This window comes from Kitasatospora cineracea (genome assembly GCF_003751605.1).
GTDB lineage: Bacteria > Actinomycetota > Actinomycetes > Streptomycetales > Streptomycetaceae > Kitasatospora > Kitasatospora cineracea.
Genome location: NZ_RJVJ01000004.1, coordinates 54764 through 70839, shown reverse-complemented (window position 1 = coordinate 70839; position 16076 = coordinate 54764). Strand labels below are relative to the sequence as shown.

General features: G+C 76.4%; 12 protein-coding genes and 1 pseudogene. 5 read left to right on the top strand and 8 right to left on the bottom strand.

What is annotated here, in order from left to right:
- The first annotated feature begins 23 nt into the window (after nucleotides 1–23).
- Genes EDD39_RS37885 through EDD39_RS37870 form a run of 4 tightly spaced genes read left to right on the top strand, consistent with a single transcriptional unit; the run spans nucleotide 24 to nucleotide 5636 of the window.
- The gene (locus EDD39_RS37885) at nucleotides 24–1997 is read left to right on the top strand and encodes an FAD/NAD(P)-binding protein (protein ID WP_123564165.1); all 1974 of its coding nucleotides are present in this window, start codon (nucleotides 24–26) and stop codon (nucleotides 1995–1997) included.
- Nucleotides 1994–3430 (top strand): nitrosuccinate lyase, encoded by a 1437-nt coding sequence (locus EDD39_RS37880; protein ID WP_123564164.1) that lies wholly within the window; start codon nucleotides 1994–1996, stop codon nucleotides 3428–3430. The genes EDD39_RS37885 and EDD39_RS37880 overlap by 4 nt, the downstream gene beginning before the upstream one ends.
- Nucleotides 3427–4890, top strand: coding sequence for an MFS transporter (locus tag EDD39_RS37875; protein WP_123564163.1), 1464 nt, complete (start codon nucleotides 3427–3429; stop codon nucleotides 4888–4890). Before EDD39_RS37880 ends, EDD39_RS37875 begins: the two co-directional genes overlap by 4 nt.
- A gap of 35 nt (nucleotides 4891–4925) precedes the next feature.
- Nucleotides 4926–5636: a gamma-glutamyl-gamma-aminobutyrate hydrolase family protein gene (locus EDD39_RS37870; RefSeq protein ID WP_162870352.1), complete on the top strand. Its 711-nt coding sequence runs from the start codon at nucleotides 4926–4928 to the stop codon at nucleotides 5634–5636.
- A gap of 78 nt (nucleotides 5637–5714) precedes the next feature.
- On the opposite strand, the gene EDD39_RS37865 is transcribed toward EDD39_RS37870, so the two are convergent.
- The 5 genes from EDD39_RS37865 to EDD39_RS37845 form a co-directional block, all read right to left on the bottom strand.
- Complete coding sequence (locus tag EDD39_RS37865) at nucleotides 5715–6350, bottom strand: hemerythrin domain-containing protein (protein WP_123564162.1); 636 nt, start codon at nucleotides 6348–6350, stop codon at nucleotides 5715–5717.
- A gap of 163 nt (nucleotides 6351–6513) precedes the next feature.
- Nucleotides 6514–7986 carry an FAD-dependent monooxygenase gene (locus EDD39_RS37860; RefSeq protein ID WP_123564161.1) on the bottom strand — a complete coding sequence of 491 codons (1473 nt, stop codon included), beginning with the start codon at nucleotides 7984–7986 and terminating at the stop codon, nucleotides 6514–6516.
- A 28-nt stretch (nucleotides 7987–8014) separates the two neighbouring features.
- The gene (locus EDD39_RS37855) at nucleotides 8015–8914 is read right to left on the bottom strand and encodes an alpha/beta fold hydrolase (RefSeq protein ID WP_123564160.1); all 900 of its coding nucleotides are present in this window, start codon (nucleotides 8912–8914) and stop codon (nucleotides 8015–8017) included.
- A 40-nt stretch (nucleotides 8915–8954) separates the two neighbouring features.
- Nucleotides 8955–9791 carry an SDR family oxidoreductase gene (locus tag EDD39_RS37850; protein WP_123564159.1) on the bottom strand — a complete coding sequence of 279 codons (837 nt, stop codon included), beginning with the start codon at nucleotides 9789–9791 and terminating at the stop codon, nucleotides 8955–8957.
- A gap of 103 nt (nucleotides 9792–9894) precedes the next feature.
- Entirely contained in the window at nucleotides 9895–11373 is a 1479-nt protein-coding gene (locus tag EDD39_RS37845) for an FAD-dependent monooxygenase (RefSeq protein WP_123564158.1), read from the bottom strand.
- A gap of 278 nt (nucleotides 11374–11651) precedes the next feature.
- Between EDD39_RS37845 and EDD39_RS37840 the strand changes: the two genes are divergently transcribed.
- Nucleotides 11652–12737 carry a methyltransferase gene (locus tag EDD39_RS37840; RefSeq protein ID WP_123564157.1) on the top strand — a complete coding sequence of 362 codons (1086 nt, stop codon included), beginning with the start codon at nucleotides 11652–11654 and terminating at the stop codon, nucleotides 12735–12737.
- A 214-nt stretch (nucleotides 12738–12951) separates the two neighbouring features.
- Here the strand turns inward: EDD39_RS37840 and EDD39_RS37835 are convergent, their stop codons facing one another.
- From EDD39_RS37835 to EDD39_RS42615, 3 genes and pseudogenes are all read right to left on the bottom strand, one after another.
- On the bottom strand, nucleotides 12952–14478 hold the full coding sequence (locus tag EDD39_RS37835) for an FAD-dependent monooxygenase (protein WP_123564156.1): 1527 nt from the start codon (nucleotides 14476–14478) through the stop codon (nucleotides 12952–12954).
- 152 nt (nucleotides 14479–14630) lie between these two features.
- The gene (locus EDD39_RS42620; protein ID WP_341869374.1) at nucleotides 14631–14819 is read right to left on the bottom strand and encodes an aromatic-ring hydroxylase C-terminal domain-containing protein; all 189 of its coding nucleotides are present in this window, start codon (nucleotides 14817–14819) and stop codon (nucleotides 14631–14633) included.
- A 332-nt stretch (nucleotides 14820–15151) separates the two neighbouring features.
- Nucleotides 15152–16033, bottom strand: a pseudogene (locus EDD39_RS42615) (FAD-dependent monooxygenase); the annotation flags it as partial.
- Nucleotides 16034–16076: the final 43 nt, after the last annotated feature.

Genomic DNA, 16076 nt, shown 5'->3' with positions numbered 1-16076 from the left:
GACTCGCGGAGCGGAGTGCCCCTGTGTCCAGCGGACGTATCGAAGTGTGCCTCGTCGGCGCCGGCCCGCGCGGACTGTCCGTACTCGAACGGATCTGCGCGCAGGAACGCCGCACCCCCCGGTGGGACCGGCTCACCGTGCACGTCGTCGACCCGGACCCGCCGGGCGCCGGCCGGGTCTGGCGGCCCTCGCAGTCCCGGCACCTGCTGATGAACACCGTCGCCTCGCAGGTCACCGTCTACACCGACGCCAGCGTCGCCATCGCCGGGCCGCTGGAGGAGGGGCCGAGCCTGTACCAGTGGGCCAAGGCCCTGGGGCCGAGCGCCCTCACCCCCGGCACGGGCGAGCCCTACGACGACGAGACCCTCGCCGAGGCCCGCGACCTCGGCCCGGACACCTACCCCACCCGCGCGCTCTACGGCCAGTACCTGTCCTGGGTGTTCCGGCAGGTCACGGCGGGCGCCGCCGCGCACACCGAGGTGCGGGTGCACACCGCGCGCGCCGTGGCCCTGCAGGACGGGGGACCGGACGGCGCCCAGAGCGTGCAGCTCGCCGACGGCACCCGGCTGACCGGCCTGGACGCCGTGGTGCTGGCCCAGGGCCACGTCGACCTGGTCGCCTCCGACACCGAGCGGAGCCTGGCGGACTTCGCCGCCCGGCACGGCCTGACCTACCTCGCCCCGGCCAACCCGGCCGACGCCGACCTGTCCGGGGTGCGGCCGGGCCAGACCGTGCTGCTGCGCGGCCTGGGACTGAACTTCTTCGACTACCTGGCACTGTTCACGCACGCCCGCGGCGGCGTGTTCGAACGGGTCGGCGGCCGGCTGGTCTACCGGCCCTCCGGCAACGAGCCCCGGCTGTACGCCGGCTCCCGCCGCGGCGTGCCGCACCAGGCGCGCGGCGACAACGAGAAGGGCCCGCACGGCCGCTACCGCCCCCGGCTGCTCACCGTCGAGCACGTCACCGGGCTGCGCGAGCGGGTCCGCCGCGGGCAGCCGGTCCGGTTCGCCGCCGAGCTGTGGCCGCTGGTCTCCAAGGAGGTGCGCACCGTCTACTACGAGACCCTGCTGGCCGGCCGCGCCCCGGCCGGGGCCGCCGCCGCGTTCGCCGGGGACTTCCTGCGGGCCGGCTCCGACGCCGAGGAGGAGCGGCTGCTGGACGCGGCCGGGATCGCCCCCGCCGAGCGCTGGGACTGGGACCTGGTCGCCCGCCCGCACGCCGGCCGGACCTTCGCCGGCCTCGCCGAGTTCCGCGCCTGGCTGCGCGACTACCTCGACGAGGACGTCCGCCGGGCCCGCCAGGGCAACCTCAGCGGCCCGTTCAAGGCCGCCCTGGACGTCCTGCGGGACCTGCGCAACGAACTGCGGATCGCCGTCGACCACGCCGGACTGGACGCCGACTCGCACCGCGACGAACTGGACCGCTGGTACACCCCGCTCAACGCCTACCTGTCGATCGGCCCGCCGGCCTCCCGGATCGAGGAACTGGCCGCCCTGATCGACGCCGGCGTCCTGGACGTCGTCGGCCCCGCCCCGCGGATCACCGCCGACGAGCGCACCGGCCGCTTCACCGCCACCTCCACCGCCGTCCCCGACCTGGACGTCCGGGCCGAGGTGCTGATCGAGGCCCGGCTGCCCGAGACCGACCTGCGCCGCACCGCCGACCCGCTGATGCGCCACCTGCTGCTCACCGGCCGGGCCGCCCCGCACCGGGTGCCCGGCACCGGCGGCGCGTCCTACGAGACCGGCGGCCTGGCCGTCTCCGAGCGGCCCTACCACCTGCTGGACGCCCGGGGCGTGCCGCACCCGCGGCGCTTCGCCTACGGCGTCCCCACCGAGGCCGTGCACTGGGTGACGGCCGCCGGCATCCGCCCCGGGGTCGGCTCCGTCACCCTCGAGGACTCCGACGCCATCGCCGCCGCGGTCCTCGCCCTGCCCGCCCGGCCGGCCGCCCGGGCGGCCGCCGCGGCCGCGACCGGGACGGGGGCCGGCGCGTGAGCGCGGACCGGCCGGCCGACGGCTTCCAGGACGCGGGCCTGCTCTCCCCGGTCCGGGCCGGCACCCCCGTCGAGGCGGCCGTCGGCGACCCGGCCTGGCTGCAGGCGATGCTCGACGCCGAGGCCGCCCTGGCCCGCGCCCAGGCCCGCTGCGGGACCGTCCCGGCCGCGGCCGCCGCCGCGATCGGCGCGGCCGCCCGGGCCGAGCACCTGGACGTGCGCGCGCTGGCGCTGGCCGCCCGGGAGACCGCCAACCCGGTGGTCGGCCTGGTCAAGGCGCTGACCGCGGTGGTGGCGGCCCGCTCGCCCGAGGCCGCCGAGTACGTGCACCGGGGCTCCACCAGCCAGGACGTCCTCGACACCGGCGCGATGCTGGTCGCGGCCCGCGCCCTGCGCCTGATCACCGCCGACCTGCGGGCCGCGGCCGACGCCCTGGGCGAGCTGGCCGCCGAGCACCGGGACACCCCGATGGCCGGCCGCACCCTCGCCCTGCACGCCGTGCCCACCACCTTCGGACTGAAGGCGGCCGGCTGGCGCCTGCTGGTCCTGGACTCCGCCGACCGCCTGGAGCGCCTCGCCGCGACCGGGCTGCCGGTCTCGCTGGGCGGCGCGGCCGGCACCCTGGCCGGCTACCTCCAGTACGCCGGGCCGGACGCCGACCCGGCCGACCTGCTGGAACGCCTGGTCGCCGCGTTCGCCGCGGAGACCGGGCTGGCCGTCCCGGTGCTGCCCTGGCACGCGCTGCGCACCCCGGTCGCCGACCTCGGCGCGGCGCTCGCGCACACCGCCGGCGCGCTGGGCAAGATCGCCGCCGACGTGCTGGTGCTGGCCCGCACCGAGATCGGCGAGGTGGCCGAACCCGGCGGCGCGGGCCGCGGCGCCTCCTCGGCGATGCCGCACAAGCGCAACCCCGTGCTGGCCACCCTGATCCGCTCGGCCGCGCTCCAGGTGCCCGCGCTCGCCTCGGTGCTGGTCCAGTGCCTGCCGCACGAGGACGAGCGCTCGGCCGGGGTGTGGCACGCCGAGTGGCAGCCGCTGCGCGAGTGCCTGCGACTGACCGGCGGCGCGGCGCACACCGCGGTGGAACTGGTCCGCGGCCTGGCCGTCCACCCCGACCGGATGCGGACCAACCTGGCAGCGACCGGCGGCCTGCTGGTCTCCGAACGCGTCTCGGCCGCGCTGGCCCCCCGGCTGGGCAAGGCCGCCGCCCGGGACCTGCTGACCGCGGCCTCGGCCCGGGCGGCCGGCACCGGCCGCCCGCTGGCCGACGTCCTCGCCGAGACCCCCGAGGCCGCCGGCGCGCTCACCCCCGCCGAACTGGCCGCCCTGCTCGACCCGGCCGGGTACACCGGCCTGGCCGGCCCGCTGGTCGACCGGGCGCTGGCCGCCGGCCGCACCCGGCCGGGCCCCCCGACCGGGAAGGACACCTCGTGAGCGCCCCCGTCGCCGCCCCGCCGGGCCCCGTCCGGCCGGGCCCGCCCGCCCCCGACCCGCTGCGCTGGTGGGCACTGGCCGTGATCGCCGCCGCCCAGCTGACCGTGCTGCTGGACGGCACCATCGTCAACATCGCGCTGCCCTCGGCCCAGCGGGACCTGGGCCTGGGCGACGGCAGCCGGCAGTGGGTCGTCACCGCCTACACCCTGGCGCTGGGCGGCCTGCTGCTGCTCGGCGGCCGGGTGGTCGACGTCGTCGGCCGCAAGCGCGCCTTCGTCACCGGGCTGCTCGGCTTCGCCGCGGCCTCGGCGCTGGGCGGCGCGGCCACCGTCCCCGCCGCCCTGCTGGCCGCCCGGGCCGCGCAGGGCGCCTTCGCGGCGCTGCTGACCCCCTCGGCGATCTCGCTGGTGGTGGCGACCTTCACCGAGCCCGGCGAGCGCGGCCGGGCCTTCGGGGTGCTGGGCGCGATCTCCGGGGCCGGCTCGGCCGGCGGGCTGATCGCGGGCGGCCTGCTCACCGAGTACCTGGACTGGCGCTGGTGCATGTACGTGAACGTGCCGATCGCGCTGGCCGCCGTCGCGGCCGGGCTGCGGGTGCTGCGCGACCCCGGCGGCCGGGGGCCGGTCCGGCTGGACGTGCCCGGGGCGCTGCTGGGCTGCGGCGGGCTGACCGTGCTGGTGCTCGGCTTCGCCCGGTCCGAGGGCTCCGGCTGGACCAGCCCGCCGGTGGGCGCCGCGTTCGCGGCCGGCGCCGTCCTGCTGGCCCTGTTCGCGCTCCGGCAGACCCGGGCGGCGCACCCGCTGGTCCCGCCCCGGCTGGTCCGGGACCGGGCCCGGGCGGGCGCCCTGGCGGTGGCCGCGCTCGGCATGGTCGGCGTCTTCGGCCTGCTGCTGTTCCTGACCTACTACCTGCAGGTGGTGCGCGGCGACTCGGCGGTGGCCGCCGGGGTGTCGATCCTGCCGCTGACGGTGGGGATGACCGCCGGGGTGATGCTGGGGGCGCGGCTGGCCGGGCGGCTGGCCCCGTGCCGGACGGTGGTGCCGGGCCTGCTGGTGGCCGCGGCGGGCGTCGCCCTGCTGGCCCTGGTCGACACCGGCTCCTCGTACCCGGCGCAGGTGCTGCCCGCGCTGCTGCTGGCCGGCCTCGGGATGGGCAGCACCTCGATGACCTGCATGGTGGTGGCCACCGCGATGGTGGCGCCCGCGGACTCCGGCGCGGCCTCGGCGCTCTACACCACCGCCCAGCAGATCGGCGGCTCGGTCGGCACGGCGGTGCTCAACACCGTCGCCGCCGAAGCCGCCGCCCGCCACCTCGCGGCCGGCGCGGACCGGGCCCAGAGCACGGTGTACGGGTTCACCACCGCGCTGTGGGGGGTGGCCGTCCTGCTGGTGCTCACCGCGCTGGGCACCGGCCTCCTGGTCGGGGGCCCGCTCCGGCGCGCCGCCGCCCGCACTCCCTGACCCCCGTTCCGAAGGCTCGAAAGGACGTATGCCCGATGACCCGACCCGTGGTGGCGATCACGGCCGACACGGCCCTGCTCACCTACACCATCTGGAAGGACGTGCCGATCGCCGCGCTGCCGCTGGCCTACATCGAGAAGGTGGTGGCGGCCGGCGGCGTCCCGCTGCTGACCCTGCCGGAGCCCGGGGCGGTCGCGGAGGTGGTGGAGCGGGCCGACGCGCTGCTGCTGACCGGCGGCCAGGACATCGAGCCGGTCCGGTACGGGGCCGAGCCGCACCCGCGCACCCTGCCGCCGTTCCCGGCCCGCGACGAGGCCGAGCTGGCCGCCCTGGCGGTGGCCGAGCGCCGCGGCATCCCGGTGCTGGGGATCTGCCGGGGCCTGCAGCTGATCTCCACCGTCCGGGGCGGCACGCTGCACCAGCACCTGCCCGAGCACTCGCCGGCCGTCCCCGGGCAGTACGACGCCCGCCGGATCCGCATCGCCCCCGACTCCCGGCTCGGCGCGGCCGTCGGTACCTCGGCGACCGTGCACTGCCACCACCACCAGGGCATCGACCGGCTGGGGGCGGGCCTGATCGCCACCGCCTGGTCCGCGGACGGGGTGGTCGAGGCGGCCGAGGACCCGACGGCGCGCTTCGTGGTGGGCGTGCAGGCGCACTCCGAGATGGGCGAGGACACCGACCCGCTGTTCGCGGCCTTCGTCGAGGCGGCCCGGGCCGGGGCCCGCGAGCGGGCCGGGGTCTGAGCCCGGGCCCGGACGTGCGGGAGGGGTGGTGGCGACCGGGTCGCAACCACCCCTCCGTGCAAGGGAACTGACGGAGCGTCAGGCCGAGGGCCAGCGCTCCAGCTTGCCGTAGGCCGGCACCCAGACGTCGTTGTAGAGGCCGCGGACCGGCGGCGGCAGGATCCCGAGGATCGCCTCGGTGTTCTGCCGGCTGGTGCCGTCGAGCAGCCACGGCAGGTAGCGCGGGGTGCCCTCGCCGATCCGCGCGGTGTGCGCCTGGCCGAAGCCCTGCAGCAGCTGCGGGGTGGCCACCGAGTCGATCAGCGGCAGGGCCGCCTCCTCCTCGTGCTTGAAGTGGCCGGTCAGGCCGGTGACCAGGGCGTCGACCAGGTCGCCGAGCTCGGCCGCGCGGGCCGGGTCGGCCAGCACGGCGTCCACCCCGTCGAGCAGCGGGTCGATGGTGGCGTGCTCGGCCTCCATCGCCTCGACGACCGCCAGGTCCGCGGGGCGCTCGGCGAGGGCCTCGCGGACCTGCGGCCACAGCGCGTCGTCCTCGGCGCCGTGGTGCACGTGCAGGTACTGCTTGAACATCTCCCAGCCGGCCGCGGAGGCCACCAGGCGGCGCGGATCGTCGGTGGTGCGGGCCGTGGTCCTGGCGAGGAGCTCGAGCTCGCGGCGCAGCGCGTCGTGGATCACGAACATCATCGTGAAGTCGTGCTTGAACGTCGTGGTCATGGGCCTTTTCTCCCTCGATCCGGAGGCCAGGGGCCTGCCGGGGCCGACCGGCGTCGGACCCCGACCGAAGTTCCTTGCCCCGGTGGCGAGTTGACGCACACACCGGGACGCCCCTCCACGATAGGCGGACCGGCCTGGGGCCCAGACCGGATTCGAGCCGTCCTCAAGCGGCCCCGAACCAGCGCTCGAGCGCGGCTCGAAGCGGGGCGTCGTCCGGCTGCACCCAGGCGACGTACCCGTCCGGGCGGACCAGCAGCGCGGCGGGGGCGTCCGGGCGGTCGGCCCCGCCCTCGGCCCAGTCCGCGGCGGTGACGTCGACCCGGTCCGCCCAGGGCGCGGCGGTGGCCCGCAGCCCGTCGGCGTCCGCGGCGGCGGAGGTGACCAGCAGCACGCCGCGGGCCGGCTTCAGCAGGTTGCGCACGGTGGCCGGGCTGCCGTCGGCGAGCTTGAGCCGGATGTCCGGCCGCAGCCGCAGGCCCAGCTGCGGGTGGCTGCCCGCGCCCATGTCGTAGCGCACGTCGAGGCCGCTGACCTGGCCGGCCAGGTGGCGGGCGACCGCCGGGTCCTGGACCAGTTCCTGCAGGACGGCGCGCAGCGGCTCCATCTCCTCGCCGCTGAGGTAGAGCTTGGTCTGCGCCCGGGTGTTGCGCATGAGCAGCTCGCCCACCGGGTGCCGCTCGGACTGGAAGGTGTCCAGCAGCCCCTCGGGCGCCCGGCCGTTGATCGCGGCGGCCAGCTTCCAGCCGAGGTTGGCGGCGTCCTGGACGCCCACGCTCATGCCCTGCGCGCCGGCCGGCATGTGGATGTGGGTGGCGTCGCCGGCCAGGAAGACCCGGCCGCGGCGGTACTCGGCGGCCTGCCGGGTGGTGTCGGTGAAGGAGCTGACCCAGCGCACCTCCGCGTGGTGCAGGGACTCGCCGGTCATCTCCTGCCAGGCGTCGGCGATGGTGGCGAAGGTCAGGCCGCTCTTGTCCTCCGGCGGGCGCAGCGCCTCGTTGTGGATGACGATCCGGTCGACGCCGTTCTCCAGGTTGAACGCCATCACCATGCCGCCGGGCACCCGCTCGCCGATCGGCCGCTGGCGGACGTTCGCGCCGACCACGTCGGCCATGTACATCCCGCGGGTGGGCTCCCAGCCGGGGAAGTCGATGCCGGCCAGGCGGCGCACGATGCTGCGCGCCCCGTCGCAGCCCACCAGGTACTGCGCGCTCTCCTCGCCGAGGCCGTCCGGCCCCCGGTACTCGACGGTGACGCCGTCGCCGGTCTCCCGGAAGCCGAGCACCTCGTGCTCGCGGCGGACCTCGACGCCCAGCTCCTTCAGCCAGGACTCGAGGATCTCCTCGGTCCGGAACTGCGGGATGCCGCGCACGCTGAAGTGGTTGTCGTCGAGCTTGGAGAAGTCGATCCGCACGCCGCCGAAGTGGCCCTGCGCCCACTCGACGTCGCCGAAGCGCTCCAGCAGGCCGCGCTGGTCGAACACCTCGGCTGCGCGCCGGGTGAAGCCGACCCCGCGGGACTCCCCGCTGGGGGCGGGCAGCTTCTCGAACACGACGACGTCCGCGCCGCCCAGTCGCAGTTCGCCGGCGAGCATCAGACCGACCGGTCCGGCGCCGACGATGATCGCGCCCTTTGCCATCAGGTAACTCCTCGAGCAGCAGTGGAAGTCAGGCGAAGAATTCGAGCAGGTACCGGGCGATCAGCTCCGGCTCCTCCTCGGGGAAGTAGTGCACCGAGTCGGCAGCCCGCTCCACCCGCACGTCCTCGGCGAGGGTGGGCAGCAGGTGCTGGAAGTACTCGTAGGTGTGCCGGGAGCCGATGCCCAGCAGCGGGGCGGTGATCGTCCCGTAGGTCTTGCGGTCCTCGATGTCCTGCGGGTAGGCGCGGTACCAGCCGCAGGCCGCGCGGATCCGGTCCGGGGTGTCGTAGGCGGCGGCGTACACCGCCCGGTCGAGGTCGCCGACCAGCGACTGGTCGGCGAGGGCGTGGCCGAACAGCCAGTCGATGACCTGGCGCATGTGCCCGGCGTAGAGCACCTCGGGCAGGTCGAGGGCCTGGTTGAACGACCACCACCAGCGGGAGATGCCGGTGCCGGGGCGGGCCAGCAGCTTCAGGCCGTAGTAGCTCTCGTCCGGGTGCGGGGTGTCCATCATGGCGACCTTGCGGGTCAGCTTCGGGTGGTTGGCCGCGAAGCTGAAGGCCACCATCGAGCCCATGTCGTGCCCGGCGATGTTGACGTCCTCGTAGCCGAGGTGCCCGACCAGGGCGGCGATGTCGGCGGCCATCGTCCTCTTGTCGTAGCCGCCCTCGGGGCGGTCCGAGCCGCCCATGCCGCGCAGGTCGACGGCGAACACCCGGAACCGCTCGGCGAGCGCCGGCAGCACCTTGTGCCAGGCCCACCAGGTCTGCGGGTAGCCGGGCAGCAGGACCAGCGGCTCGCCGCTGCCGCCCTCCACGTAGTGCAGCCGGGTGCCGTTGACCTCGGCGTGCCGGCTGGTGAAGCCGCCGGGCAGGGACCGCGCCAGTTCCTCGTCGGTGGGGACGGCCTGGCCGTGCTCCGCTGTCATCTCCAAGTTCCCTTTCTCGGGGGTCCGCGGTGCGGCGGACTCAGGCGGCGAAGGCCGCCGCGTGGTCCTCGGCCCAGGCGCTGAAGGGGCGGGCGGGGTGGCCGGTGAGGGTCTCGACGTCGCCGCTCAGCGGGACCGGCCCGTCGCTGGCGGTCCACAGCTCGATCAGCGCGTCGGCGATGTCGTCCGGCATGAAGCCCGGCTTGTTGGCCCGCCACACCGCGGCCGGGATCTGTTGCACCGGGATCTCGCGGCCGACCACCGCGCCGATCACCGCGACCTGCTGGCGGAAGCTCAGCGACTCCGGGCCGGTCAGGTGGTAGGCGCGGCCGCGCAGTTCGGGGCGGGCCAGCACGGCGGCGGCGGACTCCGCGATGTCCTGCTCGTAGATCGGGTCGGCGTAGCTGTCCGGGAAGGGCAGCGTGACGGCGCCGCGGGCCCGCAGCACGTACTGCCAGGAACCGGCGTTGCTGGCCAGGGCGCCGCAGTTGAGCGTGGTGACGGTCAGCGCGGAGGCGCGCAGCGCCCGCTCGACGGCCAGGTGCGGGGCGGCGATCGGGTTGCTCGCGGCGTCGGCGCGCAGCACCGCGTCGGCGGACATCACCACGACGTGCTCGACCCCGGCGGCCTCGGCCGCCGCGGTGAATGTCCCGATGTGCGCGGGCTCGCAGTACAGGAAGACCGCGTCGACGCCGGCCAGCGCGGGCGCGAAGGTCTCCGGGTCGGTCAGGTCGAGGCGGACGGCGTCGACGCCCGCGGGGAGGGTGAGCTTCTCCGGGTCGCTGGAGCCGGCCCGGACGGCGGTGCCCCGGGCGGCGAGGATCTCGACCAGCAGGGAGCCGACCCTGCCGCGGCTGCCGGTGACGAGGACGGTCATGTCGTGGTGCCCTTTCTCGGGTTCCTGGTGGGGGCCGGGCGGTGCTCCGGCCGGGGCGGGCCCGCCGCCGTCGGGCGGCGGGCCCGCCCCGCGGGAAGGGCGGTCAGGCCGCGGCGGGTGCCCCGAACCAGCGGGTGAGCGCCGCCTCGAGGTCGCCGCCGTCCGGCGCCGCCCAGGCGATGTGGCCGTCGGGGCGCACCAGCAGGGCGGCGGGCGCGTCCGCGTGGTCGGCCTCCTGGTCGGCCCAGCTGCCGGTGACGGTGTCGACCCGGTCGGCCCAGCGGGCGGCGGTGGCGGCGGCCGCCGGGTCCGCGCCGGTGGTGATCAGCACGCCGCGCGCGGCGTGCAGCAGTTCGGCGACCCGCACCCGGGTGCCGTCCGCCCGCTCCACGGCGCGGTGCGGGGCCAACCGCAGGCCCAGGAAGGGGTGCGCGCCGTCGCCGACGTCGTAGCGGATGTGCAGGCCGCTGACCCGGCCGGCCAGCCGGCGGGCCGCGTCGGGCAGCTGGACCAGCTCGCGCACGACGGCGCGCAGCGGCTCCATCTCCTCGCCGCTGAGGTAGAGCAGCGACATCGAGTGGACGTCGCGCATCAGCTGCTCGCCGACCGGGTGCCGCTCGGAGTGGTAGGTGTCCAGCAGGCTCTCGGGGGCGCGGCCGCCGAGCACCGCGGCCAGCTTCCAGCCCAGGTTGGCGGCGTCCTGCAGGCCGACGCTGACGCCCTGGGCGCCGAGCGGGGCGTGGTCGTGCGCGGCGTCGCCGGCCAGCAGCACCCGGCCCTTGCGGTACTGCTCGGCCAGGCCGGTGGCGTTGGTCAGGGCGCACATCCAGGAGGCGCTCGCGTGGTGGATGTCCTCGCCGGTCAGGCGCTGCCAGGCGTCGGCGACCTCGGAGAACGCCAGCTCGCCCTCGCCGTGCTGCGGGCGCAGGCCCGGCTCGTGGATGACGATGCGGTCCACGCCCGGCTCCAGCGTCACCGACAGCACCATGCCGCCGCCGGGGATCCGCTCGCCGATCGGGCGCATCCGCAGGTCGGCGCCGACCACGTCGGCCAGGTACAGGCCGCGGGTGGCCTCGTCGCCGGGGAACGCGATGCCGGCCAGGGTGCGCACGGTGCTGCGGCCGCCGTCGCAGCCCACCACGTACGCGGCGGTGTCCTCGGTGTACCCGTCCGGGCCCTGGAAGCCGAGCACGACGCCCTCGGCGGTCTCCCGCAGGGCGGCCAGCTCGTGGCCGCGGCGGACCTCCACGCCGAGCTCGGCGACCCAGTCGCCGAGCATCTGCTCGGTCGCCGACTGGGCCAGGCCCATGACGCCGAAGTGGCTCTCCTCGAGCAGGGAGAAGTCGATCCGGACACCGCCGTAGTGGCCCTGCTTGCCCCAGCGGATGTCGCCGAGCCGCTCGAGCAGGCCGCGCTGGTCGAACACCTCCGCAGTCCTGCTGGTGAAGCCCAGGCCGCGCGACTCCCCGCTGGGCGCGGGCAGCCTGTCGTAGACGACGACGTCGGCGCCGCCGAGCCGGAGCTCTCCGGCGAGCAGCAGACCGACCGGGCCGGCGCCCACGATGATCGCGCCCTTTGCCATTTCGCTTCCTCCATGCAGACGGTTGGTCACCAGGGAAGACCAAGCAAACCGATCGCCGGTGCAGCCGGACCGCAGGATGGCTCAAGCGAGACTCCGGGTGCCGCGCGGAGCCCCGGCGGGCGTCCGGGGGCGGGGTCCGGGCGCCCGGCGCGCGAGGCGGACTCGACCGGTCCGCCAACCGCCGTCCAGGGCAGGTCCACCGTGCTGCCGGACCGTGGTGGAACCGGGTGTCTTCGGCGGTAGGCCGGAATCCCACGCTTCTGCCATGGAGGAATCGCATGCCCGCTTTGCCGCCCCCCGAAGTCGTCCGCGCCGCGGAGCGGGCCCGGGCCGACCTGCAGAAGCAGGTCCGGGAGCTGGCGCCCCCGCCGTTCGCCCTGCTGGAGCTCGCCATGAGCTCGATGGTCACCCAGGCCCTGTACGCCGCCGCCGAACTGCGGGTGGCCGAGGCGCTGGTGGACGGCCCGCGGCCGATCGAGGAGGTCGCGGCCGAGGTCGGCGCGCACCCCGAGGCGCTGGGCCGGGTGCTGCGGCTGCTCGCCGCGAACGGCGTCTTCGAACGGCAGCAGGACGGCCGCTGGGCGCTGACCCCGATGGCCGACGCGCTGCGCGCCGACCACCCGGTGACGATGCGCGACCTCGCCGTGCTGATGGGCCACCCCACGCACTGGGAGGACTGGAACGGCTTCCTGGACTCCGTGGTCACCGGTGAGCCGAGCCTGCTCAAGCGCCGCGGCGCGACCGCGTTCGAGTACCTGACGCAGAACCCGGAGTACGGCGCGGTGTTCATCGGCGGCATGGGCAACATGTCCGCCACCGAGACCGACCCGGTGGTCGCCGCCTACGACTTCTCGCAGTTCGGCACGGTGCTGGACTTCTGCGGCGGCAACGGCGGCCTGCTGGCCGGCATCCTGAAGAGCGCGCCCGGCACCCGGGGCATCCTCTCCGACCCGCGGGTGGCCGCCAACGGCGCCGCCGAGCACCTCGCCGCGCAGGGCGTCGCCGACCGGGTCGACATCGCCGACGCCGACCTGTTCGACGCCGTCCCGACCGGCGCCGACGCGTACGTCCTCAAGCACATCGTGCACGACTGGCCGGAGGAGCAGGCGCTGCAGATCCTGCGCAACATCCGCGCGGCCGTGCAGCCCGGCGGCAAGCTGCTGCTGGTCGAGATGGTCGTCCCCGAGGAGGGCAACGAGCCGCACTCCGGCAAGCTGGTCGACCTGTGGCTGCTGCTGCTGGTGGGCGGCAAGGAGCGCACCGCCTCGCAGTACGCCGACCTGGTCGCCCGGGCCGGCTTCAAGCTGGAGCGCGTCGTGGAGACCGCCGGCGCCGTCTCGATCGTCGAGGCCGTCGCGGTCTGACCCCGTCCGATCCCGCCCGGACCCCGCCCCGGCCCCACCCGGAACGGTCCGGTCCCGTCCGGCCCCCACCCGGACGCCGGAGGACCCCGGCCCACCGCCCACCCCACGGGCGACGGACCGGGGTCCTGCGGCGTCCGGGCCCGGGGGCGGAAAGCGGCCCGCCCGGGCCCTCGGCGTGCGGCGAGGGCCCGGGCGGGCGGGGGCGGGGCGGGGTTCAGCAGCGGCGGCGGGCCGGGCCGAACCAGCGCTCCAGGACGGCGGCCGGGACGGGCTCGCCGACCGGGCCGACCCAGGCGACGTAGCCGTCGGGGCGGATCAGCACGGCGCCGGTGCCCTCGAGCGGGTCGGGGCCGTCGGCGGGCTTGGCGGCGACGGTCGCCACGTCGACCCGGTCCGCCCAGCCGGCCGCGGCCTCGCGCAGCGCGGCGTCGTCGGCGAGGTCGAGCAGCACGCCGCGGCCGGTGCGCAGCAGTTCGGCCGGGCGGGTCTCGCCGGCCGCGCCGACCAGGGCCCGGGGCGGCATCCGGCGGCCCGTCAGCGGGTGGGCGGCGTCCTCGGGGCCGCCGCCGAGGTCGTAGCGGACGTCGAGGTGGCTGACGACGCCGGCCAGGTGGCGCTTGACCTCGTCGTACTGGACGAGTTCGCGGAACAGTTCGCGCAGCGGGTCGGCCTCGGGGCCGCCGAGGAAGACCGCGCCCTGGGCGCGGGTGTTCATCAGCAGCCGGGCGCCGGCCGGGTGCCGCTCGTCGTGGTAGCTGTCGAGCAGGTCGTCGCCGGCGTCGCCGCGCACCGCGGCGGCGAGCTTCCAGCCGAGGTTGGAGGCGTCCTGGACGCCGGTGCTCAGGCCCTGGCCGCCGGCCGGGAGGTGGATGTGGGCGGCGTCGCCGACCAGGAAGACCCGGCCGCGCCGGTACCGGTCGGCCTGGCGGGTGGCGTCGGTGAAGGAGCTGACCCAGCTGGCGCCGCCGTGCGAGATGTCCTCGCCGGTGATGGACTGCCAGGCCCCGGCGACCTCCTCGAAGGTGACGGTCCGTTCGCGGTCGTGGGCGGGCGTGCCGTCGGGGCAGACGATGATGCGGTCCACGCCCTCGGCGAGCGGGGCGGCCATCACCATGCCGTTGTTGAGGCGCTCGCCGAGGAAGCGCGGGCGCAGCCGGCAGCCGGTGACGTCGGCGAGGTACATGCCCCGGGTGGCGTCGGTGCCGGGGAAGCCGAACCCGGCGGCCTTGCGGACCCGGCTGGCGCCGCCGTCGCAGCCCACCAGGTAGGCGGCGCGCAGGGTGTGCTCGGCGCCCTCGGGGTCGCGGACGGTGATCTCGGCGGTCTCGCCGTCGAGGAAGCCGTCGGCGAGGGCGAGGAACTCCCAGCCGCGCCGGATGTCGGCGCCGAGCTCACCCGCCCACCCCTCGAGCACGGCCTCGGTCTGCCCCTGCGGGATGCCGCGGGCGCCGAAGTGGGCGTCGGGCAGCGCGGTGAAGTCGAACTGGGCGCCGCCGAAGTGCCCGACCGGGCTGGTGACCAGGGTCTCGCCCTGGCCGAAGCGGGGCAGCAGCCCGCGTTCGTCGAACACCTCCATGGCGCGGGCGGTGAAGCCCAGGCCGCGGGACTGGCCGGTGGGGGCGGCCAGTTTCTCGATCACGACGACCCGGGCTCCGCCCAGGCGCAGCTCACCGGCGAGCATCAGGCCGGTGGGGCCGGCACCGATGACGATGACATCGGTGTCGACCGCTGTCCCTTCCATGGTTGTCCTTCCGAGGCAGTGAGGGAGTGGTGGCGGTGGCGGGGCTCCCGCGGGCGTGGGGGGTGCGGAGCCCTGCCGTGGTGCCCGGCCGCGGGGGTGGACGGCGGGGGTGCGGCGGGGGTGCGGCGGTACCGGGTGTGCGGCCCGGGGCCTCAGCGGGCCGGGCCGAACCAGCGGTGCAGGGCGGCGCGCAGGCCGTCGTCCTCGGGGCCGACCCAGGCGACGTGGCCGTCGGGCCGGACCAGGACGGTGCCGGCGCCGTCCAGGGCGCTGCCGGGCTCGGGTTCGCCGGAGACCGTGGTGACCCGGTCCGCCCAGCCGGCGGCGGGTGCGCCGGCCAGGCCGGCCGGGCGCAGCAGCAGGCCGCCGGGGCGGCCCGGAGCAGTTCGGCGGTGGCGGCCCGGCCGACGCCGGTGCGCACGAGGACGTGCGGGAGCCGGGCGCCGAGCAGCGGGTGCTCGGGGCCGTCGACCGGGTAGCGCACGTCGAGGCCGCTGATCATGCCGGCCAGGTGGCCGCGGACCTCCTCCCGGGTGATCAGTTCGCCGAGCAGGGTGCGCACCGGTTCGACCTCGGGGCCGCCGAGCAGCATCGTCGCCTGGGACCTGATGTTGGCCAGCACCCGGCGGCCGACCGCGTGCCGCTCGTCGTGGTAGGTGTCGAGCAGGTCGTCGCCGGCGTCGCCGCGCACGACGGCGGCCAGCTTCCAGCCGAGGTTGAAGGCGTCCTGGAGGCCGAGGTTGAGGGCCTGTCCGCCGATCGGCATCTGCCGGTGGGCGGCGTCGCCGGCGAACAGGATCCGGCCGTGCCGGTACCGGGCGAGCTGGCGGGAGGCGTCGCCGAAGGAGTTGACCCACAGCGGGGTGCCGCCGGTGATGTCCTCCCCGGTGACCCGCTGCCAGACGGCGGCGACCTCCGCGAAGGACGGCTCGCCGGTGCGCCGGCCGGCGGTGGAGCCGAACTCGTGCACCATCACCCGGGTGACGCCCTGGGGGTTGCGGGCGGCGATGGCCAGGCCGCGCTCCAGCCGCTGGAAGCGGCGGGCCGGGACGTCGATGCCGGCCACGTCGGCGCGGATCAGCTCCCGGCCGGCGTCCGTCCCGGGGAACTCGGCGCCGATCAGCCCCCGCACGGTGCTGTCCTCGCCGTCGCAGGCCACCAGGTAGCGGGCGCGCAGCCGCAGCACCCCGTCCGCCCCGAGGGCCTCGGCCTCGACCTGCCCGCCGACCTCGCCGACGGCGGCCAGGGTGTGGCCGCAGCGGACGTCGACGCCCAGCGGGAGCGCCCACTCCTCCAGCACGGCCTCGGTCCTGGTCTGCGGCACCTTCCACTGGCCCGGGTGCGGGCCGGGGAGGGTGAGGTCCATCGGGATGCCGCCGAAGTGGCCGCGCGGCTCGTTCGGCGGGTCGCCGAGGTCCGGCAGCAGGCCCCGGCTGTCGAGGATCTCCATCGTGCGGGCGTGCAGGGTGGAGGCCCGCGACTCGGTGGTGCGGCCGTGCCGCTTCTCCAGCACGACCACCCGCGCGCCGCCGCGGGCGAGTTCACCGGCGAGCATCAGCCCGACGGGACCCGCCCCGACGACGACGACATCGGTCTGC

Coding starts and splice junctions, on each gene's coding strand:
- EDD39_RS37845 (WP_123564158.1), bottom strand. CDS start 11,373: ATGGCAAAGGGCGCGATCATCGTGGGCGCCGGCCCGGTCGGTCTGCTG.
- EDD39_RS37865 (WP_123564162.1), bottom strand. CDS start 6,350: ATGACCACGACGTTCAAGCACGACTTCACGATGATGTTCGTGATCCAC.
- EDD39_RS37850 (WP_123564159.1), bottom strand. CDS start 9,791: ATGACCGTCCTCGTCACCGGCAGCCGCGGCAGGGTCGGCTCCCTGCTG.
- EDD39_RS37835 (WP_123564156.1), bottom strand. CDS start 14,478: ATGGAAGGGACAGCGGTCGACACCGATGTCATCGTCATCGGTGCCGGC.
- EDD39_RS37840 (WP_123564157.1), top strand. CDS start 11,652: ATGCCCGCTTTGCCGCCCCCCGAAGTCGTCCGCGCCGCGGAGCGGGCC.
- EDD39_RS37855 (WP_123564160.1), bottom strand. CDS start 8,914: ATGACAGCGGAGCACGGCCAGGCCGTCCCCACCGACGAGGAACTGGCG.
- EDD39_RS37860 (WP_123564161.1), bottom strand. CDS start 7,986: ATGGCAAAGGGCGCGATCATCGTCGGCGCCGGACCGGTCGGTCTGATG.
- EDD39_RS37870 (WP_162870352.1), top strand. CDS start 4,926: ATGACCCGACCCGTGGTGGCGATCACGGCCGACACGGCCCTGCTCACC.